13 protein-coding genes are annotated in these 14,227 nt (G+C 62.7%); 2 read left to right on the top strand and 11 right to left on the bottom strand.

Annotated elements, in window-relative coordinates:
• Window positions 1–3: 3 nt before the first annotated feature.
• The 7 genes from ABKF58_RS11740 to ABKF58_RS11710 all read right to left on the bottom strand — a co-directional run bounded on the left by ABKF58_RS11740 (window position 4) and on the right by ABKF58_RS11710 (window position 8,463).
• Window positions 4–933: a branched-chain amino acid ABC transporter permease gene (locus ABKF58_RS11740; protein WP_008954504.1), complete on the bottom strand. Its 930-nt coding sequence runs from the start codon at window positions 931–933 to the stop codon at window positions 4–6.
• A gap of 489 nt (window positions 934–1,422) precedes the next feature.
• Window positions 1,423–2,772 (bottom strand): N-succinylarginine dihydrolase, encoded by a 1,350-nt coding sequence (gene astB, locus ABKF58_RS11735; protein ID WP_482580812.1) that lies wholly within the window; start codon window positions 2,770–2,772, stop codon window positions 1,423–1,425.
• Window positions 2,769–4,229 (bottom strand): succinylglutamate-semialdehyde dehydrogenase, encoded by a 1,461-nt coding sequence (gene astD / locus ABKF58_RS11730; protein ID WP_482580810.1) that lies wholly within the window; start codon window positions 4,227–4,229, stop codon window positions 2,769–2,771. Before astD ends, astB begins: the two co-directional genes overlap by 4 nt.
• Entirely contained in the window at window positions 4,230–5,264 is a 1,035-nt protein-coding gene (gene astA / locus ABKF58_RS11725) for an arginine N-succinyltransferase (protein WP_008954501.1), read from the bottom strand.
• Window positions 5,261–6,295: an arginine/ornithine succinyltransferase subunit alpha gene (gene aruF, locus ABKF58_RS11720; protein WP_482580809.1), complete on the bottom strand. Its 1,035-nt coding sequence runs from the start codon at window positions 6,293–6,295 to the stop codon at window positions 5,261–5,263. The genes astA and aruF overlap by 4 nt, the downstream gene beginning before the upstream one ends.
• Window positions 6,296–6,422: 127 nt before the next feature.
• Window positions 6,423–7,637: an aspartate aminotransferase family protein gene (locus tag ABKF58_RS11715; protein WP_014087846.1), complete on the bottom strand. Its 1,215-nt coding sequence runs from the start codon at window positions 7,635–7,637 to the stop codon at window positions 6,423–6,425.
• A 145-nt stretch (window positions 7,638–7,782) separates the two neighbouring features.
• Window positions 7,783–8,463, bottom strand: a complete 681-nt coding sequence (locus ABKF58_RS11710; RefSeq protein ID WP_482580807.1) for a Crp/Fnr family transcriptional regulator — start codon at window positions 8,461–8,463, stop codon at window positions 7,783–7,785.
• Window positions 8,464–8,553: 90 nt separating this feature from the next.
• Here ABKF58_RS11710 and ABKF58_RS11705 point away from each other — a divergent pair, with 90 nt between their 5' ends.
• Both ABKF58_RS11705 and ABKF58_RS11700 read left to right on the top strand, forming a co-directional pair.
• Window positions 8,554–9,819: an NnrS family protein gene (locus ABKF58_RS11705; protein ID WP_482580805.1), complete on the top strand. Its 1,266-nt coding sequence runs from the start codon at window positions 8,554–8,556 to the stop codon at window positions 9,817–9,819.
• 58 nt (window positions 9,820–9,877) lie between these two features.
• Window positions 9,878–10,102 (top strand): DUF2249 domain-containing protein, encoded by a 225-nt coding sequence (locus ABKF58_RS11700; RefSeq protein ID WP_008954496.1) that lies wholly within the window; start codon window positions 9,878–9,880, stop codon window positions 10,100–10,102.
• Between the two features lie 81 nt (window positions 10,103–10,183).
• Here ABKF58_RS11700 and pnp read toward each other — a convergent pair whose 3' ends face one another.
• The 4 genes from pnp to rbfA form a co-directional block, all read right to left on the bottom strand.
• Window positions 10,184–12,331, bottom strand: a complete 2,148-nt coding sequence (pnp, locus tag ABKF58_RS11695) for a polyribonucleotide nucleotidyltransferase (protein ID WP_482580803.1) — start codon at window positions 12,329–12,331, stop codon at window positions 10,184–10,186.
• A gap of 178 nt (window positions 12,332–12,509) precedes the next feature.
• Window positions 12,510–12,779, bottom strand: a complete 270-nt coding sequence (gene rpsO, locus ABKF58_RS11690) for a 30S ribosomal protein S15 (protein ID WP_008954494.1) — start codon at window positions 12,777–12,779, stop codon at window positions 12,510–12,512.
• Window positions 12,780–12,797: 18 nt separating this feature from the next.
• On the bottom strand, window positions 12,798–13,775 hold the full coding sequence (gene truB, locus ABKF58_RS11685; RefSeq protein WP_482580801.1) for a tRNA pseudouridine(55) synthase TruB: 978 nt from the start codon (window positions 13,773–13,775) through the stop codon (window positions 12,798–12,800).
• Window positions 13,772–14,188, bottom strand: coding sequence for a 30S ribosome-binding factor RbfA (gene rbfA, locus ABKF58_RS11680; protein ID WP_482580799.1), 417 nt, complete (start codon window positions 14,186–14,188; stop codon window positions 13,772–13,774). The genes truB and rbfA overlap by 4 nt, the downstream gene beginning before the upstream one ends.
• Between the last annotated feature and the right edge of the window lie 39 nt (window positions 14,189–14,227).

Genomic DNA, 14,227 nt, shown 5'->3' with positions numbered 1-14,227 from the left:
CGATCAGGCACGGTCGGCCATTTTTTCGCCCAGCAGGCCGGACGGACGGAAGATCAGCACCAGGATCAGCACCATGAAGGCGAAGATGTCCTGGTAGTGGCTGCCGAGGAAGCCGCCGGTCAGGGTGCCGATGTAGCCGGCGCCCAGGCTCTCGATGATGCCGAGCAGGATACCGCCCGCCACGGCGCCGCCGAGGTTGCCGATGCCGCCCAGGACCGCCGCGGTGAACGCCTTCAGGCCGATCAGGAAGCCCATGTAGTAGTGGGCCTGGTCGTAGTTGGTGGCGACCATCACGCCGGCGATGGCGCCGAGCGCGGAGCCCAGCATGAAGGTGGAGGAGATGATGGTGTTGACGTTGACGCCCATCAGCGAGGCCACGCCCGGGTTCTGGCTGGTGGCGCGCATGGCGCGGCCGAGCTTGGTCTTCTCGACCATGATCAACAGACCAGCCATGATCACCAGGCACAGCACGATGATCATGATCTGCAGCACGGTGATGCTGGCGCCGAAGATCTCGACGGTGTCATGACTCAGGATCGACGGGAACGGGATGTAGTTGCGGCCCCAGATCAGGATCGCCACCTGCTGCAGCACGATCGACAGGCCGATCGCGGTGATCAGCGGCGCCAGGCGCGGCGCGTTGCGCAGCGGACGGTAGGCGACGCGTTCGATGGTGTAGCCCAACAGCGCGCAGGCCGGAATGGCGATAACGAGACCAATCAGAACCAGTATCGGCCCCGGAAGGTTGACTCCGGCCCCCATCAGCGAGGTCACGACGGTGATGGTGACCATGGCCCCCATCATGACGACTTCGCCATGGGCGAAGTTGATCAGCCCCATGATCCCGTACACCATGGTGTAGCCCAGCGCGATCAGCGCGTAGATGCTACCCAGCACGAGGCCATTGAGTATCTGTTGCAAAAAAATGTCCACGGTGGGAATTCTCCTTTGATTGAAGACCCGACGACACGACGGGGGTGGCCCTCTTTTCGTTATCGTCCATCTAGCGTCCGGTTGATGACTTTTGCTGTCACTATCCGGAAACTTCGGCGGATTATGCGTGTGTCTACAATCGACTGTCAATCTTAACAAGAGCCCCAAAAACCCCTAAAGAATAGACTCCCAAACACGTCACAAGTCATTGTTTTTTATGTATTTTTTTATTAATCTCGAAACACAACCGAAACGCGCTGCACTGCACCAGAACAAAACATCGCACGCCCCGGATTGAACCGACGATTTTCCTGCAGATTTTCGATCAAATAGCGATTTTCCGTCATGAGCTCTGATGGGCTGGCAAGAAAACGCCGTGAAAACAAGCTCTTTCCGTTGCTACTCGCGTCGAGCAACGGCAATTTTTGTTGTATACAAAATACAAAAGGCAACCCGCATCGGGCTGCCTTTTTTGCACCAGAACCGGACTCAAACCAGCTGGAACGGGTACACCGCGCCAAGTCCCATGATTTGGGTCAATTCATCGAGCGCGGTGCGGCATTCCAGCAACAGTTGCGGGTCACCGAGGTCTTCCGGGGACAGGCGATCGCGATAATGCTTGTCCACCCAGGCGTTCAGCGTGCCGAACAATTGCTCGGACATCATCACGCGCGGGTTGACCGCGGCGATTTCCGACTCGGACAAGGCCACGCGCAGACGCAGGCAGGCCGGCCCGCCGCCGTTCTGCATGCTTTGCTTGAGATCGAACACGCGCACCTCGTCGATCGGGCCGCCCAAGGCCTTGAGCTTCTCCAGGTAGGCCCAGACACGTTCGATATTGCGGCACTCTTCCGGCACCACGATGATCATGCCGCCGCCCGGCTTGGACAGCAGCTGACTATTGAAGAGGTAGCTCTTCACCGCCTCCTCCACCGACACTTCGGCCTGCGGCACCTCAATGGCGATGAAGTTGCCGCCTGCCGCCGCCAGCTTGCGGTCCAGCTCGGCCAGCACCTCGGCCTGATGCAGGAAGGACTTCTCGTGGTGGAACAGCACGTTGCGGTTACCGACCGAGATCACGTCGTTGTGGAATACGCCGGCATCGATGGTGTCCGGGTCCTGCTGGGCGTAGACCACGCCCTCCTCCTTCAGGCCGTGCAGCCGGGCCACCGCCCGGCACGCTTCCAGCGTCTGGCGTGCCGGGAACCGGGCCGGTTTCGGATAGCGGCTGTCGAAAGCAGCGGCACCGAACACGAAGAACTCCACACCGGCTCCGTCGTAACGGTCGCAGAAACGGGTATGGTTGGCTGCGCCTTCGTCGCCGAAGTGCATCTGCGCCGGCAGCGCCTCGTGCACCATGAAGCGCTCGCGGTCTGCAAACATCGCCTGCAGGATGCGGCGAGTGGTCGGGTGCTCGATCGAACGATGGAACTTGTTGTTCAGGTTGGCCGGGGTAAAGTGCACGCGGCCGTCGGCGGTGTCGCCGGACGGGCTGACGGTGGCCGCGTTGGCGGTCCACATGCAGGAGGCGGACGAGGCGGCCGCCAGGATGGCCGGTGCCTCCTTGGCCGCGCGCTCGATCACTTGCGCATCGCTGCCGCCAAAGCCGAGGAGACGCAGGCTCGCCACATCCGGGCGCTCGTGCGGCGCCAGCACGCCTTGCTTGAAGCCCAGGTCGTGAAGCGCCTTCATCTTGGCCAGCCCCTGCTTGGCGGCCAGCCTCGGGTTGGACACGGCGTTCTGGTTGCCGGTGGAAGCGACGTTGCCGTAGGACAGGCCGCTGTAGTTGTGCGTCGGGCCAACCAGGCCGTCGAAGTTCACTTCAAAAGCGTTGCTCACAGTACGATCCCCGGAGAAAGTTGAGTCGGAACGGTCAGGCTGTCGCACTCCAGCGAAGCGACCGGCCAGGCACAGTAATCGGCTGCATAGTAGGCGCTGGGGCGATGATTGCCCGAGGCGCCGATGCCACCGAACGGAGCGGCGCTGGAGGCACCCGTCAGCGGCTTGTTCCAGTTCACCACGCCGGCACGGCTTTCCAGCAGATAGCGCTCGTATTCGGCGCGGTCGTCCGACAGCACGCCGCCAGCCAGGCCGAAGCGGGTGTCGTTGGCGATCTCGATGGCCTGGTCGAACGAGGTGTAGCGGATCACCTGCAGCAGCGGGCCGAAGAATTCGTCGTCCGGACGCTGTGCCGAGGTGGTGTCGATGATGCCCGGCGACAGAATGGCGCCGGTCTCGGACAGGCGGCGCATTTCCAGCAGCACCTTGCCGCCGTTCTCACGCAACGTGGCCTGCGCCTTGAGCAGCGCGTCGGCCGCGGTGTTGGAAATCACCGAGCCCATGAACGGAGCCGGTTCTTCGTTGTAAAGCCCCACCTTGAGCTTGGCGGCGACCTCGACCAAACGTTCGACGAAGGCATCGCCCCACTCCCCGGCCGGGACCAGCAGACGCCGTGCGCAGGTACAGCGCTGGCCGGCGGAGATGAAGGCAGACTGGATCACGTGGTGCACGGCGGCATCGACCTCGGCCACCTTACCCACGATCAGCGGATTGTTGCCGCCCATCTCCAGCGCCAGGATCTTCTCCGGCTGGCCGCCGAAGGTCTTGTGCAGCAGGTTGCCGGTGGCGGAACTACCGGTGAAGAACAAACCGTCGATGCCGGCATGGTTGGCCAAGGCGATGCCGGTTTCCTTGGCGCCCTGGGCCGGGTTGATCACGCCCGCCGGCAAGCCGGCTTGCTGCCACAGCTTGACGGTTTCCTCGGCGGTCCACGGCGTCAGTTCGGACGGCTTGAAGATCACGGTGTTGCCGGCCAAGAGTGCCGGCACGATATGGCCGTTGGGCAGGTGGCCCGGGAAGTTGTACGGACCGAACACCGCCACCACGCCGTGGGGCTTGTGGCGCAATACCGCCTGAGCGTCGCCCATGGGGGCGGCGCGCTCGCCGGTGCGCTCGTTGTACGATTTGACCGAGATGTCGACCTTGTTGACCATGGTGGTCACCTCGGTCAGCGCTTCCCACATCGGCTTGCCGGTTTCCTTCGCGATCACCTCGGCCAAGGCATTCTTGTTGGCGGCCAGAAGCTCGCCGAAACGACGGGCAATGGCTACCCGCTCGTCGAAAGAAGTGCGCGACCAACTCTTGAAGGCGGCGCGAGCGGCGGCGACGGCGGCGTCGACTTGAGCCGGCGAGGCGCCCTTGCCTTCCCAGATCAGCTCGGTCGTGGCCGGGTTGGTCTTTTTCAACGGCTCGCCGTCACCGGCCAGCCAGGTTCCATTGATGCACAGCGTTGTCATTTAGATAGTCTCCTTGGGCGAGAGCGTGACACAGCGCACCGGGTCACCTTCGCCCACTTGCAGGGCGTGCGCCTCTTCGGGCGTCAGCAGAATCTCGTTATCGACGACGGTGGTTTCCGCCAGAATCACGCGGAAGCCTTCAAACTGGGTGTTCGACACCAGCAGGTTCTTGCGCTCGCCCTCGACCGGAGCGGTCACGACGCGGACGCTGGCCATGACGCTCTGCTTCACGGCGCGAATTTCGCTGGTATAGGCCTGCACCGTCGGACCGGCGTCGAAGATGTCGACGTAGCCCTCGTAACGGAAGCCCTCGGACTCCAGCATGGCGACCGCCGGCCGGGTGTTCTCGTGAGTCTTCCCGATCACGGCCCGGGCTTCGGGCGACAGGAAATCGATGTACACCGGGTGCTTGGGCATCAGTTCGGCGACGAAAGCCTTCTGCCCGACCCCGGTCAGGTAATCGGCTTCGGCGAACTCCATGGAGAAGAAGTGCCGGCCGAGCGCCTCCCAGAACGGCGACTTGCCGTCGCTGTCCGAGACCCCGCGCATTTCGGCCACCACCATCTTGCCGAACAGGTCGGCGAACTGAGCCAGGAACAGGAAGCGGCTCTTCGACAGCAAGCCACCGTTGCGGTTGACCCGGTAATCCGGGTGCAGGAACAGCGTGCACAATTCCGAATAGCCGGTATGGTCGTTGGACAGGAACAGGGTGTCGTGGCGCGAATAGACGTTCAACTCTTCCGAGGCGTGCACAATGGTGCCGACACGGTAGTTGTACCAAGGCTCGTGCAGGCCGACCGCCGCCTCCAGGGCGCAGATGCCGGCGACGGTGCCGTTGCTGCCGTCTTCCAGCACAAACACGTAGCCTTGTTCGGCCAACTCGGCCTCACCGCTGAACGAGCGCACCGAGCGCAGGATGCGCTTGGCCAGACGTTCCTCGTTGATCGGCAGCGACGTCAGGCCCACGCCGGCACTGGCCGCCAACTTCATCAGCCCCGGCAGGTCATCGCGGGTAATGGGACGGATCACCATCATGATTGTTTCTCCTTGGCCTCGTGCAGCGGCACCACACGCACCGGCTGGCCGTTCGACAGCGCCAGCGCCTGGGCGACATCCTGGGTCATCAGCGCCATCCCGTTGACCAAGGCCACGCGGGCCGCCACCGCGGCAAAGCGGTCGGTGCCGCCATTGCTGAGCAACATGGTGGTGGCGGACGGCGGCAGGCTGGCCGACACTTCCACCGGATAGGTACCGCTGCATTCGACGGTCCACAGCCGGTCGACGTCGGCGGTCAGCACCGCGCCGCCATCGAAGATGTCGAGGTAGTTGTCGGCCTCAAAGCCCTCGCTAGTCAGCAGCATGAACGGCCGCTCGAAATCCGGGTGGACCTGGCCGATGGCGTTCTGCGCCTCGTCCGGCAGCAAGGGCACGTAGATCGGGTAGGCCGGCATCAGTTCGGCGATGAAGGTCTTGCTGTGCGAGACGAAGGCCTGCTCCACCTGGATGAAATCCATATTGAAGAAGCGCCGGCCGATGGCGTTCCAGAACGGCGACTGCCCCTGCTCGTCGTGGATGCCCTGCATCTCGGCCAGGATGCGCTTGCCGAAGCGCTCACGCTGCCCGGCGATGAACAACAGACGGGCACGAGACAACAATTCACTGCCCAACTCCCCGTAGGCCGGGTCGGAATAGAAACCGCACAACTGCACCATCCCGGTCAGGTCGTGGCAGATATTCAGCACATGGATGCGGTTGTTGACCTTGAGCGGACGCGAGGCGTGCACGAAGGTCTCGCTGCGATAGCTGTAGAACGGTTCATCGAAACCGGCGGAAGCGCTGATCGAGGCGGTCCCCACCACCTCGCCGTGCTCTTCCAGCACGAACATATAGAATTCGCGGCCGGTATCCGGCACCGCCTCGTGCTCGAAAGCGCTGGCCGATTGCTGGATACGCTCGAACAGCTTGTCCCGGTCATTGGGCAAACTGGTCACGCCGATGCCGCTGGCCACTGCCATGCGCTCGATTGCAGGCAGATCGGAGGTCCGGACTGGACGGACGACTAACATGGGCAAGCCCTCCCAAGCATGTCAAATCATTGTCACGACGTTTTTCAGGCGCAGCCGTCCCCTACGACCTGCTCAGCTGGGCAGGTCGCGGGTGAAAAACGTCAATTGTTAAGAAAAGGGGGCGGGTTTAGCGGACGCTAACCAGGCTGGCGATGGCGGCATCGAGGCGGGCGAGGCCCTCGTCGATGTCCTTGTCCTCAACCACCAGGGACGGCGCCAGGCGCACCACGTTCAGCCCTGCGACCAATACCATCAGGCGTTCTTTCTCGGCGGCCTTGAGGAAGTCCTTGGCACGGCCGGCGTACTCGTCGGCCAGCACGCAGCCGATCAACAGGCCCATGCCGCGCACGGTCTTGAACACGTGGTACTTGGCGTTGATGGCGTTCAGGCCGGCCACGAAACGATCATGCTTGGCGCGCACACCCTCCAGCACTTCCGGACGGCTGATGATCTCGACTACCTTGCCGGCGATGGCGGATGCCAGCGGGTTACCGCCGTAGGTAGTGCCGTGGGTGCCGACGCCGAGACTCTTGGCGATGGCAGCGGTCGTCAGGATGGCACCAACCGGGAAGCCGCCGCCCAGGCCCTTGGCCGAGGACAGGATGTCCGGGGTCACACCGTAAGACTGGTAGGCATAGAGCGTGCCGCAACGGCCGACGCCGGTCTGCACTTCGTCGAAGATCAGCAGCGCGTTGTGCTGGTTACACAGCTCGCGGGCCGCTTCCAGGTAGGCCTTGTCGGCCGGCAGCACGCCGCCCTCGCCTTGCACCGGCTCGATCACCACGGCGCAGGTCTTGTCGGAGATGGCGGCCTTGAGGGACTCGATACTGTTGAACTCGACGTGGGTGATACCAGCCGGATTGGGGCCGAAACCCTCGCTATACTTGGGCTGGCCGCCGACGTTGACGGTGAACACGGTACGACCGTGGAACGAGTTCTTGCAGGAAATGATTTCGTACTTGTCGGCACCGAAGTGATCGGTGGCGTACTTGCGGGCCAGTTTGAAGGCCGCTTCGTTGGCTTCGGCACCGGAGTTGCACAGGAACACACGCTCGGCAAAGGTCAGCTCGGTCAGACGGGTCGCCAGTTGCAGCGCCGGTTCGTTGGTGAAGACGTTGGACAGGTGCCACAGCTTGTTGCCCTGCTCGGTCAGCGCGGCCACCAGCTCCGGGTGGCAGTGACCGAGCGAGTTGACGGCGATGCCGCCAGCGAAATCGATGTACTCATTGCCCTGCTGATCCCATACACGGGAACCCAGCCCTTTCACCGGAATGAACTCGACGGGAGAGTAGTTGGGGACCATGACCTGGTCGAAGGTAGCGCGGGTAACAGCGTTGCTCATCTTGATAGTTCCTTCGTGCAGTAACGGGTACTTTTGGGTAATTGTCCGAATCATTCTAATCGAATCCGCAAACAGCCCCATATCCGGTTTGCGACATGCGATTACAAAAACCTCGGAGCCCGAAAGAGCGTGAATTCAGCGCAAATCAGGCCAGATTGCGCATTTCGGATAGCTTATTACGGTCAGGAACGCGGATTTCCCGGCCTTCCACCACGATCCCGGCTTGCTCGGCGAGTTTTTGCAGAACCCGGGAGAACGTTTCCGGGGTCAGGTTGAGGCGTGAGGCCAGCGTCTGTTTGTTGACCGGCAGGTTGACCACATTGTCGTCGCTGTCCTCCAGGCTGTTGAGCAGGTAGCCCACCACGCGCTCCACGGCCGACTCCAGCGTGTAGGTCTCGACATCCTTGAGCAGCGTACGCAGCCGCATCGACAAGCCCGCCAGCATGCGCCGTGCCAGGCGGCTGTCGTCATCCAGCGCGGTAAACAGGGTTTCGGCTGGGATGAACAGCACCAGCGAATCTTCCACCGCCTGCGCCATCACCGGGTAGGGCTGCTCGAGAAACATCACGGCTTCGCCGAAGCTTTGCGAAGGGTGAATGATTTCGATCACTTTCTCGGTTCCCTGGCGCGCGACGATGGCGATCTTGATACGGCCGTACACCAGCACGTACATGCCCTGGCACGGGTCGCCACGCTGGAACAGCATCTGCCCCTTTTCGTAGCGCTGCTCGATCGCCCTTTCGGCCAACCTGGACAGTTCATCCTCATGGCAAACGCTGAACAATGGAATGTGCTTGAGAAAGGCGTGCGTTGACGGCCCGGACATGATTTTCTCCCTCGATTCTTGACTCTGATCATTCAGCTCGGACGGCGTGCGTCCGATACTCCCTAATACCCCATCCGGAGTTGTATGAAGATGCGACCGCTATCCCCCACCCCCACCCCCACTCCCAGCCCCGGCCTGGCTCCAAAACCATCGCCGGCAGTCACGCTACCGGCCTTCTTGCAGGCACCGCACCGCGTGGCCTTCCTGCCCGGCATGGTGTTCGCCATCACGCTCTTGGCAGGCTGGTCACTGGAAATGAGCCGCCGTCTGACAGGCTTTGCCCTGCCGCTATCCATCCCCGCCACGCTGGCGCACGGTTTCCTGATGCTGTACGGCATTTTTCCGTTCTTTATGACCGGCTTCATCCTGACCGCCGGACCACGCTGGCTCAACGTCGATGCACCGTCTCGCGCCCGCTACCTGGCCATTCCGGCACTGATGGCGGCCGGCCTGGTGTTGTGGCTCGCCGCCCTGGCGCTGGGCCCGGGCCTGGCCGTGACCGGCCTGTTGAGTTATGCGCTGGGCTTTTCCGGACTGGTGCTGGTCTTCGGCCAGATCATCCTGGCCAGTCCACAACCTGACCGGCGCCACGCCATCGCGGTGGAACTGGCCTTCATCGTCGGCCTCGCCGGGCTGATGGCCGCCCTCTACTGGCTGCTCAGCGGCGACACCCTCGGCTGGGCGGTGATGCGTGACCTGGCGCTATGGGGCTTTTTGCTGCCGGTCTTCCTGACCGTCAGCCATCGCATGGTACCGTTCTTTTCCTCGAGCGTGCTTGCCGGCTATACCGTATGGCGACCGAACTGGCTGCTCTATGCCTTGCTGGCCGGCTCGTTCGGCCACGGCCTGCTGCACATCGCCGGCGTCACCACCCTGCCCGCCGACCTGCCATTCGCCCTGCTGCTGGCCTACACCTCGTGGCGCTGGCAGTTGCGTGCCAGCCTGTCGGTGCGCTTGCTGGGCATGCTGCACCTGGCCTTTGCCTGGCTGGCGATCGGTTTCACCCTGTACGTCCTGCAAGAAGGGGCCGCCCTCTTCGGCCAACCCCTGCTGGGGCTCGCGCCGCTGCACGCCATCACCACCGGCTTCTTCCTGACCATGATGATCGCCTTCGTGACACGGGTCAGTCTCGGCCATTCAGGGAGGCCGCTGGAAGCCAGTTCTGGGATATGGCGGCTTTACCTCGCCGCCCACTGGATGGCGCTGGCGCGGGTGCTCGCCGACCTCCTCCCCGCTGGGCTGACCAGCGTGCTGTATGTGGTCGCCGCCGGCGGCTGGCTGCTCACGCTGCTATGCTGGGGTAGGCTGTTCATCCCGGCCTACTTGAAGCGGCGCGAGGACGGCAAGCCCGGCTAAGTATCGATTTTCTCCGTAGCGCACCTACCGACCCGACCACCCGACCAAGAGACCCATCATGCCAGCCCAAGACCTGAGAAACATGGCCCCGCCCGGGCCGATCGAAATCATCCTCAATGCGGCCGATGAGCTTCAAGCAGGAGGCGAAGCCTCCTTCATCCTACCGCACTTTCCCGGCCCGCTGATCCCGATGCTGGACGAGTATGCCGCACTCGAGTACCGCTTCGAAACCGGCAGCGAAGGCGGTGTGCTGCTGCACCTGCGCCGTCCGGCGGAGGACTGAGCGCGATACGGCGGCGCCCTCACACCCAAGGCAACAAAAAAGCCCGCGCATGCGCGGGCTTTTCACTGGCAGCGATCAGACTCAGCTGCCGGCCTTCAGACCGAAGGAGTCGGCGGTTTCGCGCGCCGTCTTGGCTTCGTCTTCCAGCAGGGCCTTGATCGACAGGCGGATACGGCCGCGGTCGTCCATCTCGATCGCCTTGACCTTCACCACCTGGCCTTCTTTCAGGTAGTCGGACACGTTCTTGATACGCTCGTTGGCGATCTGCGAGATGTGTACCAGACCATCCTTGCCCGGCAGGATCGATACGATGGCGCCGACGTTGTTGTCGAGAATCTTCACCACGGTGCCTTCGTAGATCTTGCCCACTTCGACTTCGACGGTGATTTCCTCGATGCGCTTCTTGGCGGCATCGGCACCTTCCTGGGTCACCGAAGCGATGGTGATGGTACCGTCTTCCTCGATGTTGATCTCGGTACCGGTATCCTTGGTGATCGAGCGGATGGTCTCGCCACCCTTGCCGATCACTTCACGGATCTTGTCCGGGTTGATCTTCATCACGAACAGGCGCGGAGCGTGGGTGGACAGCTGCTGCGGACCCTCCACGGCTTCCTTCATCAGGCCGAGGATGTGCAGGCGGCCTTCCTTGGCCTGGTCGAGTGCGACCTGCATGATTTCCTTGGTGATGCCCTGGATCTTGATATCCATCTGCAGCGCGGTCACGCCTTCGGCAGTACCGGCCACCTTGAAGTCCATGTCGCCCAGGTGATCTTCGTCACCCAGGATGTCGGTCAGCACGGCGAAACGGTTGCCCTCCAGGATCAGGCCCATGGCGATACCCGCCACGTGCGCCTTCAGCGGCACGCCGGCGTTCAACAGCGCCAAGCAGCCACCGCATACCGACGCCATCGACGAGGAGCCGTTGGACTCGGTGATTTCCGACACCACGCGCATCGAGTAACCGAACTCGTCGGCGGACGGCAGCACCTGCGCCAGGGCACGCTTGGCCAGACGGCCATGGCCGATTTCGCGGCGCTTCGGCGGGCCCATGCGACCGGCTTCACCGGTCGAGTACGGCGGGAAGTTGTAGTGCAGCATGAAGCGGTCGGTGTACTCGCCGGCCAGCGCGTCGATGATCTGCTCGTCGCGCTGGGTGCCCAGCGTGGTTACCACCATGGCCTGGGTTTCACCACGAGTGAACAGCGCCGAACCATGGGTACGCGGCAGCACGCCGGTGCGGATAGCGATCGGACGCACGGTGCGGGTGTCGCGGCCGTCGATGCGCGGCTCGCCGGCCAGGATCTGGCCGCGCACGATCTCGGCTTCCAGGCTCTTGAAGATGCCCTTGATCTCGTTGGCGGTCAGGGTATCGGTTTCTTCAGTGATCAGCGCGGCCTTGACGTCGGCCCAGGCTTCAGCCAGCACCTGCGTACGCGCCTGCTTCTGGCGGATACGGAAGGCGTTAGCGATTTTCTCGCCCGACACTTCACGCACCTTGGCGATCAGCTCGTCGTTCTGGGCCGGGGCGGACCAGTCCCACATTACCGGGTTGACTTCGTCGGCCAGCTCGTTGATGGCCTTGATCGCGGCCTGCATCTGGTCATGGCCGAACACCACGGCGCCCAGCATCACGGCTTCAGGCAGTTCCTTGGCTTCGGATTCGACCATCAGCACGGCACGATGGGTACCGGCAACAACCAGGTCGAGCTGGGAGGTTTCCAATTCGGTCTTGGTCGGGTTGAGGATGTAGTCACCGCTGGCATAGCCGACGCGGGCGGCGCCGATCGGGCCGTTGAACGGCAGACCGGAGATCGCCAGCGCAGCGGAAGCGCCGATCATCGCGGGGATGTCGGAATCGATTTCCGGGTTCAGCGACATCACCGTGGCGACGATCTGCACGTCGTGGTAGAAGCCTTCCGGGAACAGCGGGCGGATCGGGCGGTCGATCAGGCGGCTGGTCAGGATTTCCTTCTCGGACTGTTTGCCCTCGCGCTTGAAAAAGCCCCCCGGAATCTTGCCGGCGGCGTAGGTACGCTCGAGATAGTCTACGGTCAGCGGGAAGAAATCCTGGCCCGGCTTGACGTTTTGCGAGCCGACCACGGACACCAGTACCACGGTGTCTTCCATGGTGACGAGAACGGCGCCGGAGGCCTGACGGGCCACTTCACCGGTTTCCAGGGTCACGGTGTGGCGGCCGTACTGGAAGGTTTTGCTAATCTTGTTGAACACAGGGCATCCCTTTTGCTATTGGTTTGAGGCAAGTGGACTCACAACGGGAACCCCTAGAAATACCGACTGGCTGCGGCAACCGGCATGTCTAGAGGCTCCTCCCGTCGTGTCATTCAGTTAGTGGGCCGGGAAACGAAAAAGTCGCAGACTGGCTGCGACTTTTTCGAACCTGAACCGATTACTTGCGCAGACCCAGGCGGGTGATCAGGGCACGGTAGCTGTCGGCATCGGTGCGCTTGAGGTAGTCAAGCAGACGGCGACGACGGCTCACCAGTTTCAGCAGGCCGCGACGGCTGTGATGATCCTTGGTGTTGGCCTTGAAGTGCGGGGTCAGATCGTTGATACGGGCGGTCAGCAGGGCAACTTGCACTTCCGACGAACCGGTATCGCCTTCCTTCTGCTGGAAGTTTTTAACGATTTCTGCTTTTTGAGCGGCGGTCATAGCCATTTTGATGTACTCCACAATTCAGGTAAGGGCAATCAAGCCCGACAAGTGCAGCGAGCCGAGACCCATCCACACTTCACACTTCGGCTGCCGAGGCAGCCACGAGCCGGAGGGGGAAAGAACACCCGGTTCCCTGGCCTCCCCCAGCCCGACAAATTCCCGCGTTTCGGTAAGGTAAACCCGGAAGCGCAGCATTGTCTCACATTTTTCCGCGATGCGCACCGCCTGCCCCTGGCGAAAACGACCGGCCTGTTCCGGCGCCAGGACGATCTCGGGCAGATGCGCCACCAGCACGTCCATCGGCAGCAACAGAGCGTCACGCTCGGCCTCCGGCACAGCCTCCAGGGCCTCCAGGGTGATCGACTGTTCCAGCGTAAAACCACCGGTGGTGGTGCGGCGCAAACCGGTGAGGAAAGCGCCGCAATCGAGCGCCTCGCCGATGTCTTCGGCCAAGGTACGCACGTAGGTGCCCTTGCTGCACAGCACGTCGACCACGGCCTCGCCGCCGTCGAACGAAACCAGCTCCAGGCCATGGATGACGACATCACGCGCCTGACGTTCGATGTCGACCCCGGCGCGGGCGTATTCGTACAGCGGCTTGCCCTGGAACTTGAGCGCCGAGTACATCGGCGGCACCTGGCTGATCGGCCCGACAAACTGCGCCAACACCCGTCGCAGCGCGGTCTCGTCGAAGGTCACCGGGCGCTCGCGCAGCACCTCGCCCTCGAGGTCGCCGGTGGTGGTCACCTTGCCGAAGCAGATCGTCGCACGATAGCCCTTGTCGGCATCGAGCAGGTAGGACGAGAACTTGGTAGCCTCGCCCAGGCATACCGGCAACAGGCCGGTCGCCAGCGGGTCAAGCACACCGGTATGCCCCGCCTTGGCCGCCGTGAACAGCCAGCGCGCCTTGAGCAGGGCCGAATTGCTGGTCACGTTGTAAGGCTTGTCCAGCAACAGCACACCACTCACGGCGCGCTTCTTGCGCCGCATCTGCGTCATGCCTCGTCGCCCTCTTCCGGCTCGGTCTTGGGCTCGGCGTACTCTTCGGATACCTGGTTGATCAGGCGCGTCATGTGCATGCCGCGCTCGATCGACTCGTCGTAGACGAAATGCAGCTGCGGCGTGGTGAAGATCTGCAGGGCGCGGCCCAGCTCGCTGCGCAGGTAGCCGGCGGCGTGCTCCAGCGCCTCCTGTGTTACCTCGCGAGTCTTGTCGTCCATCACGGTGTAGTAGATCTTGGCGTGCGAGTAATCGCGCGTCACCTCTACCGAGGTAATGGTAATCCAGCCGGCGCGCGGGTCCTTCAGACCCTTGCGCAAGAGTTCAGCCAATTCGCGCTGGATCTGCTCGGAGATACGATCCGCACGGGAAAAACCTTTTTGGCTCTGGCCATGGTGTTGATCCTGATTCACTGAAAACACAAAAGCGAGCGCCGTCCGGCCGCAGCCGGA

The sequence above is a fragment of the Pseudogulbenkiania sp. AW2-16 genome (assembly GCF_056824575.1).
The sequence above is the reverse complement of the archived record's forward strand: the minus strand, read 5'-3'. Positions and strand labels throughout refer to the sequence as shown.